Below are 20,217 nucleotides of genomic sequence, written 5' to 3'. Positions count from 1 at the left end.
GCCTCCTCGTGGCTGGTCGGGCGTCGGGGAACCTCAGGCGTCGCTGTCGCCGGATGCTTCCTTTTCGACGGCGGCGCGCATGGTTTCGGCCCAGTAGCCGTGCTGCACGGGGTAGAGCCCTTCGTCCTCGTTGCGCTGCCCTGCCGAGATGACGCCCGGCATGTCGAGTGCGGTGGCGACCTCGTCGGGACCGCCCAACCAGTGCTCCGCGCCGCGGCTCATGTCGTTCCAGGGCGCGGCGGTGGCGCGGAAGGTGAGCTGGCAGGAGCGGAACTCTTCGAGGTCGTCGGGGGTGGCCATGCCGCTGGCGTTGAAGAAGTCCTCGTACTGGCGGATGCGCCAGGCGCGCGATTCGTCGCTTTCACCCTTGGGCGCGATGCAGTAGATGGTGACTTCGGTCTTGTCCGGCGCGATGGGACGGAAGTGGCGGATCTGGGTGGAGAACTGGTCCATCAGGTAGACGTTCGGGTAGAGGCAGAGGTTGCGGGACCCCTTGACCATGAACTCGCCCTTGGCGTCGCCGAACTTCTCCTTGAGTTCGTCCATTCGCGGCCACAGTGGACGGTCCTGGGGGTTTCCGGCCCAGGTCCACAGGCACAGGTGGCCGTTGGGGTAGGACCAGTAGCCGCCGCCGGACTTGCCCCAGCTGCCGGCGTCGAGGGTCTTGGTCTCGTTCTTCGACTCCCCGGTGTTGCGGCGGGAGGTGGTGGCGGCGTAGTTCCAGTGGGTGGCGGTGACGTGGTAGCCGTCGGCGCCGTTCTCGGCCTGAACCTTCCAGTTGCCGTCGAAGGTGTAGGTGGAGGCACCGCGGAGGACCTCGAGGCCTTCGGGCGACTGGTCCACGAGCATGTCGATGATCTTCGTGGTGTCGCCGAGGTGCTCGGTCAACGGAAGCACGTCGGGGTTGAGGCTGCCGAAGAGGAAGCCGCGGTAGGACTCGAAGCGGGCGACCTTGGTGAGGTCGTGTGAGCCGTTCTGGTCGAAGGACTCGGGGTAGCCGGCGCCGTCCGGGTCCTTGACCTTGAGGAGCTTGCCGTCGTTGCGGAACGTCCAGCCGTGGAACGGGCAGGTCAGCGTGGTGCGGTTGTCGGTCTTGCGTCGGCAGAGCATCGCGCCGCGGTGTGCGCACGCGTTGATGAGGCAGTGCAGTTCGCCCTGCTTGTCGCGGGTGATCACGACGGGCTGCCGGCCGATGTAGGTGGTGAAGTAGTCACCGGGGTTGGGCAGTTGGCTGTCGTGGGCGAGGTAGATCCAGTTGCCCTCGAAGATGTGCTTCATCTCGAGTTCGAAGATCTCCTCGTCGGTGAAGATCCGCCGGTTGGCGCGGTACACACCGGCTTCGCGGTCTTCGACGACGGCGTCGGCGAGAACGTCCGACACGTGGTCAAGGGTCTCGGTCATTGAGTCCTCCTGAAGCCGTTCGGCTCTGAGTCGGCGGGGTGTTCCGACTGTGACAGCGCCGTTAACGGGGGCAAACAAGGCAAATGCCCAGTCCTGACCCAGGGGGATATTGATCGCCTGTGTTTATCAATCATGCGCAAACAAGTCCTTGTCATAGATGAATGCCGCTCCTTACCGTGGTGAATCGGCCCAGTTCGCAGGTGACGGGCCGGGTCAGCAGGAAGGAGGCGCGGCATGGAGCTTCGCCATCTGCGCTATTTCGTCGCGGTGGCCGAAACCTGCCACTTCGGCCGTGCCGCCGAGCGGCTGCGGCTGGCCCAGCCCGCGCTGTCCCATGCGATCCGCCAGCTGGAGGCGGAGCTGGGCGCGACACTGTTCGCCCGCACCACCCGCCAGGTCAGCCTGACCCCGGCGGGAGAGTTCTTCCTCGCGGAGGCGCAGCGGGTGCTCGACACGCTGGCGGACAGCGTGCACGGCGTGCGGCAGATCGCCGGGGGCAGGCTCGGCCTGCTGCGCATGGGGTTCACGGGCACGGCCGCGTTCTCGCACCTGCCCCGGATCGCGCGGACGCTGAAACGTGACCTGCCCGAGGTGGCGCTCGACGTCAACGCCGACCTGCTCACCCCCGCCCAATGCGATCTGCTCCGGTCGGGCGATCTCGACCTCGGCATCCTGCGCCCGCCGGCCCACGGCGAGCACATCGAGCTGCGCGTCGTGGAGTCCGAACCGCTGATCCTCGCCGTTCCCGCCGATCACCGGCTCGCCCACGAACCCGTCGTGGCGACACCGGACCTGCGCACCGAGGGGTTCATCGGGTACGCGAGCAAGGATTCCGTGGTCAACGACGCCGTGACCCGCAGCTGTGAGGCCGCGGGATTCACGCCGCAGCGCGAGCACCAGGCCGCGGGTACGGCGGTGCTGTTGTCCCTGGTCGCGGGCGGGCTCGGCATCGCGATGGTGCCGACGTCGGCGCGCGCCCTGCCGCTCGAAGGCGTCGTGTTCCGCGATCTCACCGATGCGGGCAGCGTCGAACTCGCACTCGCCTGGCACACGGGCAACGACTCCGCGCTGGTGCGCTCGGTCGTCGACGTGCTCGAACCCGCCCTCACCTCCCCCGGCACCGTCCCCACGGCCACCACCGCCGATGCCCCGAATCCCGAGGGAAGTCCATGAAGATCACGCAGATCGAGGCGATCCCGTTCGCCATCCCGTACCGCAAGCCGCTGAAGTTCGCCTCCGGCGAGGTGCACGCGGCCGAGCACGTGCTGGTGCGGGTGCACACCGACGACGGCGTCGTCGGGGTCGCCGAGGCCCCACCCCGGCCGTTCACCTACGGCGAGACTCAGACCGGCATCATCGCCGTGATCGACCAGATCTTCGCGCCGCAGCTGACCGGGCTGAGCCTGCTCGAGCGCGAGACGATGCACGCGCGGATGCACCGCACCGTCGGCAATCCGGCGGCGAAGGCGGCGATCGACATGGCCGTCTGGGACGCGCTCGGGCGCAGCCTCGACGTCGGCGTGAGCGAACTGCTCGGCGGGTACACCGACCGGATGCGTGTCTCGCACATGCTCGGATTCGACGAACCTGCGGCGATGGTGGCCGAGGCCGAGCGCATGCGCGAGGACTACGGCATCACGACGTTCAAGGTGAAGGTCGGGAGGCGTCCCGTGTCGCTCGACACCGCCGTGGTGCGGGCGCTGCGCGAACATCTCGGCGAGGACGTCGAGTTGTACGTCGACGGCAACCGCGGGTGGACCGCGGCGGAGTCGGCCAAGGCCATGCAGCAGATGTCCGATCTGGACCTGCTGTTCGCCGAGGAGCTCTCCCCTGCCGACGACGTGCTGGGCCGGCGCTGGCTCGTGTCCAGATTGGACGTTCCGTTCATCGCCGACGAGTCCGCGGTCACCGCCGCCGACGTCACCCGCGAGATCCTGGGCGGCTCGGCCACCGCGATCAACATCAAGGTGGCGCGCAGTGGGTTCACGCTCGCGCAGCGGACCCACCACCTGGCCGAAGGGCTGGGCCTCGAAGTCGTGATGGGCAACCAGATCGACGGCCAGCTCGGGTCGATGTGCACGGTCGCGTTCGGCGCGGCGTTCGAACTCACCGCGCGGCGAGCCGGTGAGTTGTCGAACTTCCTGGACATGAGCGACGACCTGCTCACCGAACCACTGCAGATCTCCGGCGGCGAACTCGCCATCCGGCCCGGCACGGGCCTCGGCGTCGAGATCGACCCCGACAAACTCGCCCACTACCGGCAGGACGTCTGAGTCCCGGCCGCAGGAGCTCCCGACACTGGAATCAAGGAGGATCCCATGACCACCGTTCCCGCCGAACCCACCGCCGCGGCCGCCGGCGCCAACGCCACCGCGCACTTCACCAGCGACAAGAACCCATACGAGGCCGTCAAGGACGTCCCGCCGGCGCGGGTCGACAGGCTCGCCAAGCGGGTGCTGACGGCGATCCACGACACGATCCGCGAGGAGAAGGTCACCTACGACGAGTACAACGCGCTCAAGGCGTGGCTGATCCAGGTCGGAGAGGACGGCGAGTGGCCGCTGTTCCTCGACGTGTGGGTCGAGCACGTCGTCGAGGAGGTGGCCACCGAGCACCGTGAGGGCAGCAAGGGCACGATCGAGGGGCCGTACTACGTCCCGGACGCTCCCGAGTGCGCCGAGAACGGTGTCGGCACGATCCCGATGCGCGAGGACGAGCAGGGCACGAACCTGACCTGGACCGGCACGGTCACCGCCACCGACGGCACGCCGCTGGAAGGCGCCAAGGTCGAGGTGTGGCACGCCGACAACGACGGCTACTACAGCCAGTTCGAGCCGAGCCAACCGCAGTGGAACCTGCGCGGCACGTTCTCCGTGGGCGAGGGCGGCCGGTTCGAGATCACCACGATCCAGCCCGCGCCGTACCAGATCCCGACGGACGGCTCTTGCGGCAAGCTGATCGCCGCCGCGGGCTGGCACGCCTGGCGGCCGGCCCACCTCCATGTGAAGGTCTCCGCGCCGGGCCACGAGCTGCTGACCGCGCAGCTGTACTTCCCCGGCGACGAGCACAACGACGACGACATCGCCTCGGCCGTGAAGCCGGAGCTCATCCTCGACCCGAAGCCGGCAGGCGACGGTTCTGCCACGGTCGACTACGGCTTCGTACTCGACCCGGTCGAGGCCTGACGTCGGTTCCCGACGCGGTTCGGCCTCCGGCACCCGAAGGCACCGGAGGCCGAACCGCGTCGCCGAACACGCCCACTCGCGCGGTCGAGACCGACGACCTGTTCGCTGCCGCGCACGTTCACCGCCCGGCGATGCGGTCCCGGTAGAAAGTCGTGATGTGGTCGGCGACCAGGTTCGCGGCCAGTTCCCCGCTGCCCTTCTCGATCGCGCGGTAGATCGCCTCGTGCTCGTCGACGAGGCCGTCGGCAGCCGCACGCCAGTCCTCCAGCTGCGCGAACGTCTCGGCCATCTCGTGTTCGACGGCACCGCGCAGGGCCTGCATCAGATCGACGGCCAACGCATTGCCGGAGATCCGGGCGATGCTCACATGGAATTCCGTGTCCAGCGTGTTGAACTGGTACGGATCGGAGTCGGTGGAGCGCATCTGGTCCAGCAGCTCCACGAGGTGACGCAGGTCGTCGTCGGTGCGGACGGACGCGGCCCCACGGGCCGCGCTGCGCTCGAGTTCGACCCGGGTGTCGACCAGGTCGGACAGGCTGATCCTGGCTAGTGCAATGTGCAGCCGCAGCAGGTTCGTCATCGCAGGAGTGGATGTGGCGGTGATGACCGAGCCCGCGTCCTGTCCCGAGCCCGTGCGCGACTCGACGATGCCCATGGCCTCGAGCGCACGTAACGCCTCGCGCACGCTGGTCCGGCTGACTCCGAGCATGTTCACCAGCTCACGCTCACTCGGCAAGCGTTCGCCCGCGCTCAGGGTGCCGTCGAGGATCTTCTGCTGGATCTGGGCCAGTACCTGCTCATGAGTACGGACCCGACGGACCGGCTCCCACGCCGCGTCGCTGGTCACGATCGGCTCCCGGTGCTGAACATCATCGTGGTGCCTCCCTCTGGGTTCGAGCGACCCAATCAAGGACGGGCACGGAGGGAGGGTCTGCCTCCGGGGCCGCCGCGCGGCGCCCCGATCACAGTGGCGCGACCGGTCCGGGTTCTCACCGGAATTCCTCAACTCCGCGATCTGTCACTCAAGGTAATCAGAACAGCACGGGTCTGTCAATGTGACCACTCTGTTGGTCCGACCACACCCCCACAGACTCCCAACGGCACCTGGCGCTGCTCTTCCCGGTCGATGCGGGCAGCCGACGCGAGCAACAGGTCGGCGAGAACGCTCAGATACTCGGCCGCTCCGCCGGTCACCGTCCGTGATGCCCGCACCGTGGTCATGCGCGCCAGCTTGATCAGCCCGACCGCCGAGTTGAAGCCAGCCGACACACTGAACCCGGGAGGCAGCTCCGGTGGGAGCGGATTCTCGGCCAGTACCCTCCGAATCCGCGCGCTCGACGGCGCCTCGCCGTCACCGTCGAGCGCGTCACCGAGCCGAAGCAGCTCCAGCTGGATCCCGCCCAGTACCACCTCGAGATCGGCGGGCACGTCCATCGTCGACAGTGCCGCACCGAGTGTCGCGTTCGCCTCGTCGACGGCATCCCTCGCGGCCGTCACGACGGCACCATCCACGAGAGCACCGGGGTGGACTGCAGGTAGACGAGAATGCACATCAACGGCACGAACAGCGCCGATGCCGCCAGCACCTTCCGGAACAGTTCGCCCTCCCGCCCCGCGAGGCCGACCGCACTGGCACCGATGGCGAGATTCTGCGGGCTCACCATCTTGCCCAGCACGCCACCACTGGTATTGGCCGAGGCCATAAGGACGGGGTCGAGTCCGGCGCCAGATGCGGCGCTGACCTGCAATGCGCCGAAGAGCGAATTGGCCGACGTGTCGGATCCGGTCACAGCGGTGCCGAACCAACCGAGCAACGGCGACAGGAACGCGAATGCGCCGCCTGCCCCTGCCAGCAACAGACCGAGCGTCGCGGTCTGACCCGACATGTTCATCACGTACGCGAGCGCGAGCACCGCCATGACCGTCACACCTGCAGTGCGGAGCTGCAGCACGGTATCCCCGAACGCGCGCGCCGATTGACGCAGCGACACCCCGAGCATCGGAATCGACAGAAGACCTGCGACGAACAACACCGTCCCGCTGCTGGCCAGCCAGTCGAACTTGTACTCGGCGAGGCTGAGTGGCTGCCCCTCGGAGTCGACGACATGGAGGCCGGGCCAGTCGAATGCAACGGTCGTGTGATCGAGCAGATCCGCGACCACCGGTACGGCAGCCACCGAGAACAGCACGATGATCATTGCGTACGGCGCGAACGACCGCAGTCGCTCGAGACGTGTGTCGGGCAGTTCCACGGCGGTCTCCACAGTGGTGACGGCCCCGCCGCCCACCGGTCCGGCACCGGCATCGTCGACGGACGCGGTCCCTCCCGTGTCCGCCATCGGTTCGGCCGCGGGCCGGTCACGCATCCGCACGACCAGAAGCACTGCGGCCGCGGACGCGAGCGCCGCGACGATGTCGGTCAGCTGCACCGCGCCGTAGTTCGCCATGAGGTACTGCGCGATGGCGAAAACCGCACCGCACACCAGTGCCTCGCGCCATGTCTCCCGTAACCCGCGCTTGCCGTCGAGCACGACGACCAGCACGAGCGGCACGATCAGCGCCAGCACCGGCACCTGCCGCCCCGTCATCGCCGACAGGTCGTCCAGGGGCAAGCCGGTGACCTTCGCCAACGTGATCACCGGCAGCGCCACGGCTCCGTAGGCCACCGGCGCAGTGTTGGCGATCAACGCGACGGTCGCGGCCTTGACCGGTTTGAGCCCGACGGCCACCAACATCACGGAACAGATCGCGACCGGGGCCCCGAACCCCGCCAACGCCTCGAGCAACGCTCCGAACGAGAACGCGATGATGATTCCCTGCACTCGCTGGTCGTCGCTGATGCGCGCGAAGGCGCGCCGCAAGACGTCGAAGTGTCCCGACACCCGTGTCATCTGGTAGATCCAGATCGCGTTCACCACGATCCACAGCGCAGGGAACAGACCGAACGCCGCACCTTCGAGCGCCGAGTTCACGGCGGTGAAGGGCGGCATCCCGTACGCCGCCACGGCGACCATAATGGACAGTCCTAGCCCGATCAGGGATGCGAGCCACGCGCGCATTCGGAACACGCCCAGCAACACGAACAGGGTCAGCAGCGGAAGTGCCGCGACGAGCGCGGACCATCCCAGACTGCCCCACAGTGGATCGGGAACCTGTTGGTACATGACGACCTCCGGCGACTCTCGACGTTGAGAGGGGACGGTGGAGCTGAGCTGGGTCAGAACACGGGAGTCTCCGTGTAGGTGCCGAACACGTCGCGCAGTGCACCGGTGATCTCGCCCATCGAAAGATGCGCCTTCACGGCCTCGATCGTCGCCGGCATCAGGTTCGCCGACGGATCGGCCGCCACGCTGAGCAGCTGCTCCATCGCGGATTTGGCGCGCTCCGGATCCCGGACGTCCCGAACCTGTTTGAGCCGCGAGATCTGCCGGGCCTCCGATTCCGGGTCGAGTTCGTGCGTCTCGATCTTCTCGGCCTCGCCCGCATCGACGTGCTTGTTCACGCCGATGACCGGCCGATCGCCGGACGCTTTACGACGCGCGAACTCGTAGGCGCTGTCCGAGATCTCACGCTGGAAAAAGCCCTGTTCGATCGCCGCGACCACGCCGCCGAGCTCCTCGATCTTCGTGAAGTAGTCGGCGATGCCCTCCTCCAGCGTATCGGTCAGGCGCTCGACGTAGTAGGAACCGCCCAACGGGTCGATCACGCTGGCCACCCCGGTCTCGTCGGCGATGATCTGCTGGGTACGCAGCGCGATCTTCATCGCCTGTTCGCTCGGGATGGTGTACGCCTCGTCCAGTCCGTTGGTGTGCAGCGACTGCGCACCCCCGAGCACCGCCGACAGCGCTTGGAGCGCCGTGCGGACGATATTGTTCATCGGCTGCGGTTTCGTCAGGGTCGCGGCCGCAGTCTGCGCATGGAAGCGCAACCGCATGGACGCCGGATCCTTCGCGCCGAACGTCTCCTTCATCATGCGCGCATAGAACCGCCGCACCGCACGGAATTTCGCCACTTCCTCGAACAGGTCCGCCTGGCTGACGAAGAAGAAGGACAGCCGCGGAGCGAACGCGTCGACGTCGAGTCCGGTCGCCACGGCATCGGCTACGTACGCCTTGGTGATCGCCATGGTGAAGGCGATCTCCTGCTGTGCGTTCGCACCGGCCTCGCTGATGTGATAGCCGCTGATGTTCACCGGGTTGTAGCGCGCCATGTTCTCAGCGCAGTAGCCGATCGTGTCCCGCACGATCCGCATACTGGGTTCGACGGGGAAGATCCATTCCTTCTGTGCGACGTACTCCTTGAGGATGTCGTTCTGGATGGTTCCCGACAGCTTGTCGAGGTCGTAGCCACGCTCCTCGGCAACGGCGACGTACATCGCCAGCAGGATCCAGGCCGACGGGTTGATCGTCATCGAGACACTGATCTGCTCCAGGTCGATATCGTCGAACAACGCCTCCATGTCCGGCAGCGTGTCGATGGCGACGCCCTCCCGGCCGACCTCGCCGAGACTCATCGCGTCGTCGCTGTCCAGGCCCATGAGGGTGGGCATGTCGAAGTCGATCGACAGCCCGGTCTGTCCCTGTGCGATCAGGTACCGGAACCGCTCGTTGGTCTCCTCCGCCTGCCCGAAACCCGCGATCTGGCGCATCGTCCACGTGCGGCCGCGGTACATCGTCGGATACGGCCCGCGAGTGAACGGATAGCGGCCCGGAAGGCCGACGTCGTGCCAATCACCGTCGACGTGGGCGGGCGTGTATACGCGCTCGACCGGCAGTCCGCTGCCGGTGCGGTACTCGTCGCGGGACTCGGGCCGCCGGGCGAGAAACCCGGCGAGCTCATCGTTCTCCCACGAGGCGAGGTCGCCGGCCGCGGCCTCGGCGAGTCCCGGGGCGGCGAGCCGGTAACGGCTGTCATCGGTCATGAGAATCCTCCAGAGGTCCATGGCAGGGCCGGTCATCACCGGCCGACCAGCTGCCGAGCCGCGGAGAGCGGATCGGTGCGATGGGCGGTCACTTCGTCCAGCGCGTGATCGAACGCGGCCACCCCCGGCCGCAGTTCGTCGAGTACGAGCTCCTCGGCGACCCAGCGAATGCGGGTCGCGGCGTTGCGACGGGCGCGGCGTTCGCGTTCACCGTGCTCGGTCATCCAGTCGAGATGGGCCGCGAACACGGCTGCCAGGTCGGCAACGCCGTCCCCGTTCGCCGCCACCGTCTGGTGGATCGGCACGTTCCACTGGCCCGCGGTGCGGTGCGAGAGCCGCAGCATCTCCCGCAGTTCCGCCACGGTGCGGGACGCACCGTCACGGTCCGCCTTGTTGACCACGTGCACGTCCGCGACTTCCAGCAGACCGGCCTTGATCGCCTGCACGTCGTCGCCCATGCCCGGCACGCTCACCACCGCGACCGTCTGCGCCGCACTGATGACGTCCACTTCCGCCTGACCGACGCCGACGGTCTCGAGGATGACCACATCCGTGCCGGCCGCGTCCAGCACGGTGATCGCGTCGAGGCAGGCGCGCGACAACCCGCCGAGCGCACCTCGGGTGGCGACCGAACGAATGAACACGCCTGCGTCGTCACCGTGATCGCTCATTCGGATGCGATCGCCGAGGATCGCTCCCCCACTGAACACGCTGGACGGATCCACGGCCAGCACCCCGACCGTTCTGCCCTGACTCCGGTAGTGGCGGGCGAGCGCGGACACGAGCGTGCTCTTGCCACTGCCCGGCGGTCCCGTCAGCCCCAGCACGTGCGCGCTGCCCGCAGCACGGTGCAGCACGGCGAGCGCGTCGTCGACACCGTCGCTACGGCGTTCGACGAAGGTCAGCATGCGCGCGACCGCCTGGTTCCGCCCCTCCAGCACGGCGTCGACGATCTCCTTCGGAGCCGTCATGATGCGCCTTCCAAGCGACGCAGCAGGTCACGGTCGTCGACCACACGGCGGGCCTTGAACTCGGTGCGGTCGAACGTCTGCTGCCGTACCGGAACCACCTTCGCGCCGACCCCGAGTACCGTGCGCAGGCGGTCGGCGATCCCGGCAGCCCAGGACTCCAGTGACGACGCCATCGCGTCCTCGTACTCCACCTGCACGGCGAGTGAGTCCATCGTGGACTCCCGGCTGATCACAATGCGGTGCTCACCGCCGTAGCCCTGAGCCGCCATGACGACGTCGTCGATAGCACTCGGGTAGACGTTCTCGCCCCGGACGGTGAACATGTCGTCGATCCGGCCGTAGATGCCGCGCGGCAGGAACGGGTACGTGCGCCCGCGGTCGGCCGAGGGCGCCTCCCACCGTGTGAGGTCTCCCGACAGCAGGCGGATCATCGGCTGGCTGGTGCGCTCGAGCGTCGTGTACACCGGCGTTCCCTCGGACCCGTAGTCGACGCGGTGCAGACCGGTGGGATCGCACACCTCGGTGTAGACGAGGTCCTGCCAGCACAGCACGCCCGGCTCGTCGCTGTCGGCGCCGAGGTGCATCCACGGGCTGACCTCGGCCATACTTCCCGAGTCGTAGACCTGCGCGCCGAACGCCTCGGCGATGCGCGAACGGATCGACGGCACACTCGCCCCCGGTTCACCGGAGAAGAACAGCTTTCGCAGCCCGAGCGACGCCGGGTCGAGGCCGTCGTCGCGAGCCACCTCAGCCAGGTGCAGCGCATACGACGGTGTGCCGTAGAAGACGGTCACACCCATCTGCCGCATCCATCGCACCGTCCGCGCGGTCTGTCCCGCGGTGCCTGCACCGAACGGGAACACCCGCGCACCCAGCCGTTCGGCACCGATGTAGGCACCCCATGAACCCCAGTACAGACTCAACGGCGAAGCCACGAGCACGGTGTCGTCCGGGCGGATGCCCATGGCCCACATGACACGGGCGTGCGCGTTGGCGACGCTGCGCCAGTCACGCTCGCTGATCCCGAACGCCGTGGGACGTCCCGTCGTCCCCGACGTGCCGTTGACGTGCTTGACCTCGGACGTGGGCACGGCGAGGTAACTGCCGAACGGTTCGTTCTCCGCCTGGTCGGCGCGCAGTTCCTCCTTGCGCACCACGGGAACCTTCTCGAAGTCGGCCAGGCTCTTGATCGACGAGGGATGGATTCCCGCTTCGTCCCATTTCCGGCGGTAGAAGGGAGCGTTCTCCCAGGCGTACTCCATGACCTGGCGAATACGGGCCAGAATCGCCTCGTCCCGCTGCTCCGCGGGCATGGTCTCCCTGCGCGGGAACCAGAAGCGCTCCGCGGGGTCGGGCTGGTACGACTCGTCGTAGCGCGGCGGCCAGCTCCACTGTTCCATCACGCCTCCCGCACCGGAGCGCTCACGTCACGGATGCGCTCGACGATCGTGTCGGGGGCGGTGTCCTGCCCGAGCACCGCGGACACGCCCATCGCAGTGAGCGCGTCGACGTCCTCGTCGGGCATCACGCCGCCGGCGATGATCGCGAACCGCGGCCGTTCGGGCATCTCGTCGATCAACTGGAAGATGCGCGTGAAGATCGGCATGTGGGCGCCGGACAGCAGGCTCACACCCAACACGTCGACGTCCTCCTGAACCGCGGCATCGAGTACCTGTTCGGGGCTGCGGTGCAGCCCGGTGTAGATCACCTCCATCCCCGCGTCACGCAACGTCCGGGCGACGACCTTCACGCCGCGGTCATGTCCGTCGAGGCCGATCTTGGCGAGCATCACTCTGATCGGCTCCTCGCGTGTGTCCATCTCAACTCCGAGTTTTGGTACGACAGAGATGTGGTCAGACCATAGGACTGGCCAGACAGCGAGGCAAGGCCTAATCTCGAGGCGGCCACCTGTGGAGCAATCCACGAAGGAGATGTCATGACCCACCCGGACGGGGTCGCCTGCCGCCGCGACGGAGCCGTCGGACGCATCACTCTCGACCGTCCGACCTCACGCAACGCACTGGATCTCACGATGATCCGGCGGATGCTCGACGCACTGACGCGGTGGGAACGCGACACCGACGTCGACGCGATCGTGATCGACTCCTCCGACGACCGGACCTTCTGCGCGGGCGGTGACATCGTGGCGGTACACGACGCGGCACACGGCCACCGCGAACGGGCACGGCTGCTGTGGCGGGAGGAGTACCGGCTGGATGCGCGCATCGCCCACTATCCGAAGCCGGTGGTGACACTGATGAACGGCCTGACACTCGGCGGCGGCATGGGAATCGGCTGCCACGCGAGCGTGCGGATCGTGAGTGATCGAGCCGCACTGGCGATGCCGGAAGTGGCGATCGGCCTCGCGCCCGACGTCGCCGGTACTCTGCTGCTGTCCCGCGCGCCCGGCCGGATCGGCGTCCACCTCGCACTGACCGGACAGCGCGTCGACGCACACGACGCGGTGTACTGCGGACTCGCCGACCACGTCGTCGCGTCGTCGTCGCTGTCACCGCTGGTCGCAGACCTCGCCGCCGGATGCCCGCCGACCGCCGTCGGGGCCGAGTACGCCGTGAAGCCGCGGCCCGCACTCCCGACACATCGGGCATGGATCGACGACTGCTACGGGACGCGGGACGTGGAAGGAATCCTGCAACGCCTCAGCCGGCGCACCGAGCCCACGGCAGTCGACGCCCTCGACGCGATCAGCGCAGGCGCTCCGACGGCGCTCAAGGTGACGCTCCGGGCCATGGAGATGGCCCATACGCACAGCGGGATCGGCCAATGCTTACGGCAGGACTACCGTGTGTGCAGCCGATTCCTGCTCCACCCCGATCTGGCCGAGGGCATCCGCGCCGCGGTGATCGACAAGGATCACACACCGAAATGGGACCCCGCCGATCTGACGGCCGTCACGGACGCCGACGTGGATCGCTTCTTCCAACCACTGGACGACGACCTGGTGCTGTGATCCGGCGCCTGTGGAATCTGCCGACAGTCCTCGATTGTGGTCGTACCACTATCAAGCTACGCTCGCGTTCCGACAACGCTGTCGAGGAGGCGACTTTTCGATGGACGAGCCGGACAATGTTCGCTACCTGCAACCGCGCCGCAAGGTCGTCACCGCCATCCAGGACGTGATCGCCGCCGACCGACTCGAGGCAGGGGATCGCCTACCCCACGAGCGGGACCTGGCACGGCGTCTCGACGCCACACTGCCCGAGGTCCGCCACGCCCTGGCGATTCTCGAATCGATGCGGGTCCTGCACTACTCGGACGAACGTCATGTCCTGAGCGAGCACAGCGGCGCCTCGGTCGACAGGCTCGTCCGGGTCCACATGAGCCTGTCCGGCTTCGGCACGAACGACCTGATGTCCATCCGCCTCGAGCTCGAAAGCACCGTCGCGGCACGTGCGGCGACCGACGCCACCCCCGAAGATCTCGACCCGCTGCACGGCATCGTCGAGGCGATGTCCCAGCGTGACATCGACATCCATCACTTCGGCGAGCTCGACCGGGCGTTCCACACCTGCCTGGCTCGCGCCGGCCACAACGACCTGGCGACGCTCCTGCTCACCTCACTCGGCGACGCGGTCCAGAGCGAGATGCACTCCGGGTACGGGCGAATGCTGCGCTGGCCGTACACCGCGGCCCGGCTCGCCGAGGAGCATCACGACATCCTGTGCGCCGTCGAACAAGGCGACCCACAGCGCGCGTCGCAAGCGGTGACCGTGCACATCGGCCGCTTCTACGACCTGCGCGCAGGCTGATCCCGCAGTCGGGCCGTCAGCCCTCCGCGGCCAGCTGGCCGCAGGCGGCGGCGATCTCCTGGCCACGGGTGTCACGCACGGTGCAGGGGACGCCGCCGTCGTTGACGCGGCGGACGAACTCGCGTTCCACGTCCTTCGGCGAGGCATCCCACTTCGAGCCCGGCGTGGGGTTCAGCGGGATGACGTTGACGTGCACCAGGTGGCCGAGGTGCTTGCGCAGGCGCTTCGCCAGCAGGTCCGCGCGCCACGGCTGGTCGTTCATGTCACGGATCAGCGCGTACTCGATCGACACGCGACGACCGGAGGTGTCGGCGTAGTAGCGCGCCGCCTCGAGCACCTCGTCGATCGCCCAGCGGTTGTTGACCGGCACGAGCGTGTCGCGCAACTCGTCGTCCGGCGTGTGCAGCGACACGGCGAGCCGTACCTGCATGCGCTCGTCCGCGAGCTTGCGGATCGCGGGCGCGAGGCCGACTGTCGAGACGGTCACCGAACGCTGCGAAATGCCGAGGCCCGCGGGCGCGGGTTCGGTGATCCGTCGAACCGCGGCGACGACCCGCTTGTAGTTGGCGAGCGGCTCCCCCATGCCCATGAAGACGATGTTCGACAGCCGGCCCTCGCCGCCCGGCATCGTGCCGTCCCGCATCACCGCGGCGGCCGAGCGCACCTGGTCCACGATCTCCGCGGTCGACAGGTTGCGGTCGAGCCCACCCTGGCCGGTGGCGCAGAACGGGCACGCCATCCCACACCCCGCCTGACTGGAGATGCACAGCGTGGCCCGGTCCGGATAGCGCATGAGCACGCTCTCCAGAGTCGTCCCGTCGTGCGCCCGCCACAGCATCTTGCGGGTCTCGCCGTCATCGCAGTCGAGCGCACGCACCTCGGTGAGCAGCTCCGGCATCAGGTCGTCGACCAGCTTCTGCCGGGACGCTGCCGGGATGTCGGTCATCTCCTCGGGATCGACGGTCAACCGCGAGAAGTAGTGGTGCGAGAGCTGTTTGGCGCGGAACGGTTTCTCGCCGAGCTCGGCGACGGCCTCGGCACGCTCGTCCAGCGTGAGGTCGGCGAGGTGCCGCGCGGGCAGGCCGCGGCGTGGCGCGTCGAAAACGAGGGGAAGAGCAGTCATAGCACTCGCCATGGTCCCACATGTCGACATGTTGCGCGGCGACTGTTTCCGATATATCGTCGACCTGTCGGAAACAATCGTGAAAGGAACGACAACCATGAGAAGGCGACTCAACGGATTCATGACACCGGACGACCATCACGGACGCCCGGCCTTCGGCCCACGCGGCGGCCCGTTCGACGACGAGTTCGGGCACGAGTTCGGCCCGGGCAGGCGGGGTGGACCCCGCCGCGGACACGGCGGCCCCGGCAGGCGCGGCAAGCGCGGTGACGTGCGGTCGGCCATCCTGACGCTGCTGGCCGAACAGCCGCGGCACGGCTACGAGATCATCGGCGAGATCAGCCAGCGCAGCGGCGGGTTCTGGAAGCCGAGCCCCGGCTCCATCTACCCCACGCTCCAGCTGCTGGCCGACGAAGGCCTCGTCCAGGGCGACGAGGAGGGCGGCAAGCGCCTGTTCCAGCTCACCGACGACGGCCGCGCCGCCGCGGAGAAGATCGGGACACCGCCGTGGGAGCACTTCACCCAGGACGCCGACCCCAACGAACTCCGGCTCCGCGCGGCGGCAGGCTCACTGATGGTCGCGATCAAACAGGTCTCGCAGGTCGCCTCCAGCGACCAACGTGCCCGTGCGACCGACGCGCTCGACGAGGCCCGCCGCACGCTCTACGGCATCCTCGGCGAAGCCCCGTCGACGGAAGGGTGAATCACGAGACCGGCGGGCTTGTGACGCACCAGCACCCGGTAGCCGACCGGCAGCTCGAACGGCCCGCCCGCGCCGGCGCGGCGGCCCAGGGTCTCCCCCACGGCGCGCCGGGCGACCCGCGGACTGAACTCGATGCCCAGCACAGCCGCCACGGCCTCCCGGTCGGGAAAGACCCAGCGCGTCTCCACGCGTGTGCACGCGAACCCGGCGTCGGCGAAGAACCCATCGACGGCGTCGGGTTCGTAGTGCGGCAGGTCCTCGCGCATCCAGTCGCCGTACGGCGCGTGCCGGGTGTCGAGGTCCACGATCACCAGCGCCCCGCCGGGCCGGAGCACCCGCTCCGCCTCCCGCAGTCCCGGCTCGCAGCCGGGCCCGAAGAAGTACGCGGTGCGGGCGTGCACGAGGTCCGCGGACCGGTCGGGCACCGGAATGCGCTGTGCACGGCCACGCACCACCGTGACGTTCGACGACGCGGCCATGCGCCGGCGCGCCTTCCGCACCAGCGGAGCGTGCGGCTCGACGCCCAGCACCGACCGTGCATCCGCCGCCAGCCGAGGAAGGTGGAAACCGTCCCCGCACCCGACGTCGACGACATCCCTGCCGGTCCACGGCACCCTGTCACGCAGCTCGGCCCAGATCGCGTCGTCGGCGTCCTGCACCCGGTTCTCCAGCTCGTATGTGCCGGTGTGATACCAGATGTTCGGGCTGGGGTAGACCTCTGTCTTGCGCAGGAGCCGGTTCACGCACACAGCGTATCGACGTCGCTTCCCCGGGCGTAAGATCATTTACGCTTCAGCTCGAGGACGACGGCGGCGAAGGGTCTCGGGACCATGTCAGACACGAACGAACCCACCGCATTCCTGGCCGCCGGCACGCCGTGCTGGATCGAGCTCGCCACCCCCGACGAATCCGCGGCACGGGCCTACTACGAGGAACTGTTCGGCTGGACCTTCGCCGTCAAACGGGACCCCGCGACCGTCAACCACCGCTACAACATCGCGACACTCGACGGCTGGGAAGTCGGCGGCATGTACCAGGTGGGCCGGAACCAGCCGACCGGGTGGGTGCCGCATCTGGCCGTCACCAACGCCGCCGCCACCGCGGAATGGGTGCAGCACCTCGGCGGCGTCGTCACCCTCGGACCCGTCGACATCCCCGACCGCGGCGCCATCGTGCACGCACTCGACCCGAGCGGCGCACCCGTCGTATTCTGGCAAATCACCGACAGCTGGACGTTCGCCAGGACCCTGCCCGGCAGCTTCAGCAGCGCCGACCTGGGCACCCACGACGCCGCGCGCGCCGACGACTTCTACGACAAGCTCTTCGGCTACACCAGCCAGCAGATCGGCACCGACGGCATCGACTACCTCGAATGGCGGCTCGGCGCCGAACCCGTCATCTACCGGTACGTCCTGCCGCCCGAACAGGCCGGTTACAGCCCCCACTGGATGGTCTACCTGCAGGTCGACCCGCACCGCGGCACCGATGCGGTGGCCGGGCAGAGCCTGATGCTCGGCGGGTCGGTGATCACCCCGCCGTTCGACACCCCGTTCGGCCGGATCGCCGTGCTCGCCGACCCCGGCGGCGCCGTGTTCTCCGTGGTCGATCACAGCTGTCCCGTGGACCTGGGTATCGGCCGCGCCGAGGTCGACGATCCCTACGACGACTGACCCGTGACGGGCCTCCCCTGTCAGCCCAGCACCACAAGGCGCGGCCGACGAGACGTCAGGCCGGGACGAAAGCGCTGAGCAGCAGCCACGACGCGAGCGCCGACGGCAGCAGCGAATCGAGGCGGTCCATCAGCCCGCCGTGGCCCGGCAGCAGATTCCCCATGTCCTTGATGCCGAGATCGCGCTTGATCAACGACTCCATGAGGTCGCCGAGCGTCGCGGTCAGCACGATCGCGATCCCGAACAGCACGCCCTGCCAGGCGTGACCGTCGACGAGCAGTGCCAGCGCCAGCGAACCCGCGGCGATGCCCGCGACGAGTGAACCGGCGAAACCTTCCCAGGTCTTCTTCGGGCTGATCGACGGCGCCATCGGATGTCTGCCACGCAGCACCCCGGCCACATACCCACCGGTGTCGGAGGCGACCACGACGACCATGAACGAAATGACCCGGCCCACCCCGTCGTCCGGCGGCACCAGCATCGCCGCGAACGAGGCGAACAGCGGCAGATACGCCGCCGCGAACACCGACGACCCCACGTCCCGCACGTAGCCGTCCGCACCGCCGGGCAACCGCCACAGCAGGCACACCAGCACCGTCAGGACGAACGCCGTCAACGCGCCTTCCCGGCCGAACGGCCAGGCCAGCCAGATCATCGCCTGGCCGCCGACCAGCACCGGTGTCATCGCGATGCGGATGTCGGCCGCCTTGCGGAACGCCCTGCTCAGTTCGACCGTGCCGATCGCGATCGCGATCGCGACGATCCCGATGAACAGGTACCGGACCGTGAACAGCGACGTCAGGATCGCGCCGCCGAGCAGCACGCCCACGCCGATCGCGGCGGGCAGGTTCCGCCCGGCCTTCCCCTTCTTCTCGGGCTGATGCACCGGCTCGTCGGAAGCCGACGACGGGCCGGACGGCTCGCCCGGTGTGGCGGGCCGGCCCGGTCGATCACCCGGCTCGGACACTGCGGCGTCGTCGCTCTCGTCCGGACGCCGGCCAGGATCGGCAGCACCGGAGCGCCGCTCCCGGTCGTCGGTCACGTTCGGCATCAGACCTCGAGCAGCTCGGATTCCTTGTGCTTGACGAGCTCCTCGACCTGCGCCACGTACTTGTCCGTGAGGTTCTGCAGCTCCTTCTCCGCGCGGTTGACCTCGTCCTCACCGGCCTCGCCGTCCTTGCCGATGCGATCGAGCTCGTCCTTCGCCTTGCGGCGCACCCCGCGGACGGAGACACGGGCCTCCTCGCCCTTCTGCTTGGCGACCTTGACCATCTCCTTGCGCCGCTCCTCGGTGAGCTGCGGGAAGACGACGCGGATGATGTGGCCGTCGTTGGTCGGGTTCACGCCCAGGTCGGAGTCCCGAATGGCCTTCTCGATGGCCGCGAGCTGCGACGCGTCGTACGGCTTGACGACGGCCATGCGCGCCTCGGGGATGTTGATGCTGGCCATCTGGTTCAGCGGAGTCGGCGCGCCGTAGTACTCGACCGTGATACGGGAGAACATCGCCGGGCTCGCCCTGCCGGTGCGCACCGACGACAGCTCCTCCTTGGCGTGGGACACCGCCTTTTCCATCTTCTCTTCTGCGTCGAAGAGTGTCTCGTCGATCACGGCTGCTCCAGGTTCGTCGGTGTACTGACCAGTGTTCCGATCCTCTCACCGCTGACCGCGCGCGCGATGTTGCCCTCGGTGAGGAGATTGAAAACGATGATCGGCATGTTGTTGTCCATGCACAGGCTGAACGCCGTCGTGTCGGCCACCTTGAGGCCGCGCTCGAGCACCTCGCGGTGGGTGATCTCGTCGTACAGCTTGGCACTCGCATCCACCCGGGGGTCGGCGGTGAACACACCGTCGACGGCCTTCGCCATCAGCACGGCGTCGCAGCCGATCTCCAGCGCACGCTGGGCCGCGGCGGTGTCGGTGGAGAAGTAGGGCATGCCGGTGCCCGCGCCGAAGATGACCACGCGACCCTTCTCCAGGTGACGCTCCGCCCGGCGCGGAATGTACGGCTCGGCGACCTGCCCCATCGTGATGGCGGTCTGCACGCGCGTCGGCACGCCTTCCTTCTCGAGGAAGTCCTGCAACGCCAGCGAGTTCATCACGGTGCCGAGCATCGCCATGTAGTCGGCGCGGTCACGGTCGAGTCCACGTGTCGACAACTCCGCACCGCGGAAGAAGTTGCCGCCGCCGATGACGACCGCGATCTGCGCGCCGTCACGCACGACCTCGGCGATCTGCACGGCGACCGAGTGGACCACGTCCGGGTCGACGCCGACGGAGCCACCGCCGAACATCTCGCCACCGAGCTTCAGCAGGACTCTCCGGTATCCGCGTCCGGGCCGGTCGGTCTGTCCTTCGGTCATGTCCGGGGTCCCTTCAGCGTCTACGGGCGGCGATCGGAGGGGTATCGATGTGGGTCTCGCACATGTGCCCCGCCTCCGGCCTGGCGGGAGACGGGGCACATGCGTGCGAGCGG

20 protein-coding genes are annotated in these 20,217 nt (G+C 68.2%); 7 read left to right on the top strand and 13 right to left on the bottom strand.

Annotation, left to right across the window (positions count from 1 at the left end):
* Positions 1-33: 33 nt before the first annotated feature.
* Positions 34-1,401 (bottom strand): benzoate 1,2-dioxygenase large subunit, encoded by a 1,368-nt coding sequence (gene benA, locus LY40_RS16985; RefSeq protein WP_183778378.1) that lies wholly within the window; start codon positions 1,399-1,401, stop codon positions 34-36.
* Positions 1,402-1,635: 234 nt separating this feature from the next.
* Here benA and LY40_RS16980 point away from each other — a divergent pair, with 234 nt between their 5' ends.
* From LY40_RS16980 to catA, 3 genes are read left to right on the top strand one after another with little or no spacing between them, the layout of a single operon-like run.
* On the top strand, positions 1,636-2,574 hold the full coding sequence (locus LY40_RS16980) for a LysR family transcriptional regulator (protein WP_183778380.1): 939 nt from the start codon (positions 1,636-1,638) through the stop codon (positions 2,572-2,574).
* A complete protein-coding gene (locus LY40_RS16975) occupies positions 2,571-3,674 on the top strand; it encodes a mandelate racemase/muconate lactonizing enzyme family protein (protein ID WP_183778382.1) in 1,104 nt (367 codons plus the stop codon). Before LY40_RS16980 ends, LY40_RS16975 begins: the two co-directional genes overlap by 4 nt.
* A 45-nt stretch (positions 3,675-3,719) precedes the next feature.
* Entirely contained in the window at positions 3,720-4,586 is an 867-nt protein-coding gene (catA, locus tag LY40_RS16970; protein ID WP_183778384.1) for a catechol 1,2-dioxygenase, read from the top strand.
* Positions 4,587-4,704: 118 nt separating this feature from the next.
* Here the strand turns inward: catA and LY40_RS16965 are convergent, their stop codons facing one another.
* The 7 genes from LY40_RS16965 to LY40_RS16935 all read right to left on the bottom strand — a co-directional run bounded on the left by LY40_RS16965 (position 4,705) and on the right by LY40_RS16935 (position 12,297).
* On the bottom strand, positions 4,705-5,433 hold the full coding sequence (locus LY40_RS16965; protein WP_183778386.1) for a FadR/GntR family transcriptional regulator: 729 nt from the start codon (positions 5,431-5,433) through the stop codon (positions 4,705-4,707).
* Positions 5,434-5,636: 203 nt separating this feature from the next.
* Positions 5,637-6,083 (bottom strand): hypothetical protein, encoded by a 447-nt coding sequence (locus LY40_RS16960; RefSeq protein WP_183778388.1) that lies wholly within the window; start codon positions 6,081-6,083, stop codon positions 5,637-5,639.
* The gene (locus tag LY40_RS16955; RefSeq protein ID WP_183778390.1) at positions 6,080-7,750 is read right to left on the bottom strand and encodes an L-lactate permease; all 1,671 of its coding nucleotides are present in this window, start codon (positions 7,748-7,750) and stop codon (positions 6,080-6,082) included. The genes LY40_RS16960 and LY40_RS16955 overlap by 4 nt, the downstream gene beginning before the upstream one ends.
* Before the next feature lie 53 nt (positions 7,751-7,803).
* A complete protein-coding gene (locus LY40_RS16950) occupies positions 7,804-9,507 on the bottom strand; it encodes a methylmalonyl-CoA mutase family protein (protein ID WP_258937417.1) in 1,704 nt (567 codons plus the stop codon).
* A 35-nt stretch (positions 9,508-9,542) separates the two neighbouring features.
* The gene (gene meaB / locus LY40_RS16945; protein WP_258937416.1) at positions 9,543-10,478 is read right to left on the bottom strand and encodes a methylmalonyl Co-A mutase-associated GTPase MeaB; all 936 of its coding nucleotides are present in this window, start codon (positions 10,476-10,478) and stop codon (positions 9,543-9,545) included.
* Positions 10,475-11,878 (bottom strand): phenylacetate--CoA ligase family protein, encoded by a 1,404-nt coding sequence (locus tag LY40_RS16940; RefSeq protein WP_183778396.1) that lies wholly within the window; start codon positions 11,876-11,878, stop codon positions 10,475-10,477. The genes meaB and LY40_RS16940 overlap by 4 nt, the downstream gene beginning before the upstream one ends.
* Complete coding sequence (locus tag LY40_RS16935; protein WP_183778399.1) at positions 11,878-12,297, bottom strand: cobalamin B12-binding domain-containing protein; 420 nt, start codon at positions 12,295-12,297, stop codon at positions 11,878-11,880. Before LY40_RS16935 ends, LY40_RS16940 begins: the two co-directional genes overlap by 1 nt.
* 117 nt (positions 12,298-12,414) lie before the next feature.
* On the opposite strand from LY40_RS16935, the gene LY40_RS16930 reads away from it, so the two are divergent.
* Together LY40_RS16930 and LY40_RS16925 are read left to right on the top strand one after the other, a co-directional pair.
* Positions 12,415-13,449 (top strand): enoyl-CoA hydratase/isomerase family protein, encoded by a 1,035-nt coding sequence (locus tag LY40_RS16930; RefSeq protein WP_258937415.1) that lies wholly within the window; start codon positions 12,415-12,417, stop codon positions 13,447-13,449.
* Between the two features lie 100 nt (positions 13,450-13,549).
* Positions 13,550-14,248, top strand: a complete 699-nt coding sequence (locus LY40_RS16925; protein ID WP_258937414.1) for a FadR/GntR family transcriptional regulator — start codon at positions 13,550-13,552, stop codon at positions 14,246-14,248.
* Positions 14,249-14,264: 16 nt separating this feature from the next.
* Here LY40_RS16925 and rlmN read toward each other — a convergent pair whose 3' ends face one another.
* Positions 14,265-15,371: a dual-specificity RNA methyltransferase RlmN gene (rlmN, locus tag LY40_RS16920; RefSeq protein WP_183778405.1), complete on the bottom strand. Its 1,107-nt coding sequence runs from the start codon at positions 15,369-15,371 to the stop codon at positions 14,265-14,267.
* Between the two features lie 97 nt (positions 15,372-15,468).
* On the opposite strand from rlmN, the gene LY40_RS16915 reads away from it, so the two are divergent.
* Positions 15,469-16,074: a PadR family transcriptional regulator gene (locus LY40_RS16915; protein ID WP_183778407.1), complete on the top strand. Its 606-nt coding sequence runs from the start codon at positions 15,469-15,471 to the stop codon at positions 16,072-16,074.
* On the opposite strand, the gene LY40_RS16910 is transcribed toward LY40_RS16915, so the two are convergent.
* The gene (locus tag LY40_RS16910; protein WP_183778409.1) at positions 16,035-16,817 is read right to left on the bottom strand and encodes a class I SAM-dependent methyltransferase; all 783 of its coding nucleotides are present in this window, start codon (positions 16,815-16,817) and stop codon (positions 16,035-16,037) included. The genes LY40_RS16915 and LY40_RS16910 overlap by 40 nt on opposite strands.
* 87 nt (positions 16,818-16,904) lie before the next feature.
* Here LY40_RS16910 and LY40_RS16905 point away from each other — a divergent pair, with 87 nt between their 5' ends.
* A complete protein-coding gene (locus LY40_RS16905) occupies positions 16,905-17,744 on the top strand; it encodes a VOC family protein (RefSeq protein ID WP_183778411.1) in 840 nt (279 codons plus the stop codon).
* A 55-nt stretch (positions 17,745-17,799) separates the two neighbouring features.
* Here the strand turns inward: LY40_RS16905 and LY40_RS16900 are convergent, their stop codons facing one another.
* The 3 genes from LY40_RS16900 to pyrH are packed head-to-tail and all read right to left on the bottom strand — an operon-like array spanning position 17,800 to position 20,104.
* Complete coding sequence (locus LY40_RS16900) at positions 17,800-18,795, bottom strand: phosphatidate cytidylyltransferase (protein WP_183778413.1); 996 nt, start codon at positions 18,793-18,795, stop codon at positions 17,800-17,802.
* Positions 18,795-19,352, bottom strand: coding sequence for a ribosome recycling factor (gene frr, locus LY40_RS16895; RefSeq protein WP_183778415.1), 558 nt, complete (start codon positions 19,350-19,352; stop codon positions 18,795-18,797). The genes LY40_RS16900 and frr overlap by 1 nt, the downstream gene beginning before the upstream one ends.
* Complete coding sequence (gene pyrH, locus LY40_RS16890; RefSeq protein WP_183778417.1) at positions 19,349-20,104, bottom strand: UMP kinase; 756 nt, start codon at positions 20,102-20,104, stop codon at positions 19,349-19,351. The genes frr and pyrH overlap by 4 nt, the downstream gene beginning before the upstream one ends.
* Positions 20,105-20,217 lie beyond the last annotated feature (113 nt).

The organism is Prauserella salsuginis, assembly GCF_024648885.1.
GTDB lineage: Bacteria > Actinomycetota > Actinomycetes > Mycobacteriales > Pseudonocardiaceae > Prauserella > Prauserella salsuginis.
The sequence above is the reverse complement of the archived record's forward strand: the minus strand, read 5'-3'. Positions and strand labels throughout refer to the sequence as shown.

Bases quoted from the DNA above. Each gene is read 5' to 3' on its own strand.
- LY40_RS16925 (WP_258937414.1), top strand. From the start codon at position 13,550: ATGGACGAGCCGGACAATGTTCGCTACCTGCAACCGCGCCGCAAGGTC.
- LY40_RS16955 (WP_183778390.1), bottom strand. From the start codon at position 7,750: ATGTACCAACAGGTTCCCGATCCACTGTGGGGCAGTCTGGGATGGTCC.
- meaB (WP_258937416.1), bottom strand. From the start codon at position 10,478: ATGACGGCTCCGAAGGAGATCGTCGACGCCGTGCTGGAGGGGCGGAAC.
- LY40_RS16905 (WP_183778411.1), top strand. From the start codon at position 16,905: ATGTCAGACACGAACGAACCCACCGCATTCCTGGCCGCCGGCACGCCG.
- LY40_RS16980 (WP_183778380.1), top strand. From the start codon at position 1,636: ATGGAGCTTCGCCATCTGCGCTATTTCGTCGCGGTGGCCGAAACCTGC.
- catA (WP_183778384.1), top strand. From the start codon at position 3,720: ATGACCACCGTTCCCGCCGAACCCACCGCCGCGGCCGCCGGCGCCAAC.
- pyrH (WP_183778417.1), bottom strand. From the start codon at position 20,104: ATGACCGAAGGACAGACCGACCGGCCCGGACGCGGATACCGGAGAGTC.
- LY40_RS16930 (WP_258937415.1), top strand. From the start codon at position 12,415: ATGACCCACCCGGACGGGGTCGCCTGCCGCCGCGACGGAGCCGTCGGA.
- LY40_RS16950 (WP_258937417.1), bottom strand. From the start codon at position 9,507: ATGACCGATGACAGCCGTTACCGGCTCGCCGCCCCGGGACTCGCCGAG.
- LY40_RS16900 (WP_183778413.1), bottom strand. From the start codon at position 18,795: ATGCCGAACGTGACCGACGACCGGGAGCGGCGCTCCGGTGCTGCCGAT.
- LY40_RS16940 (WP_183778396.1), bottom strand. From the start codon at position 11,878: ATGGAACAGTGGAGCTGGCCGCCGCGCTACGACGAGTCGTACCAGCCC.
- LY40_RS16915 (WP_183778407.1), top strand. From the start codon at position 15,469: ATGAGAAGGCGACTCAACGGATTCATGACACCGGACGACCATCACGGA.
- LY40_RS16975 (WP_183778382.1), top strand. From the start codon at position 2,571: ATGAAGATCACGCAGATCGAGGCGATCCCGTTCGCCATCCCGTACCGC.
- benA (WP_183778378.1), bottom strand. From the start codon at position 1,401: ATGACCGAGACCCTTGACCACGTGTCGGACGTTCTCGCCGACGCCGTC.
- rlmN (WP_183778405.1), bottom strand. From the start codon at position 15,371: ATGACTGCTCTTCCCCTCGTTTTCGACGCGCCACGCCGCGGCCTGCCC.
- LY40_RS16935 (WP_183778399.1), bottom strand. From the start codon at position 12,297: ATGGACACACGCGAGGAGCCGATCAGAGTGATGCTCGCCAAGATCGGC.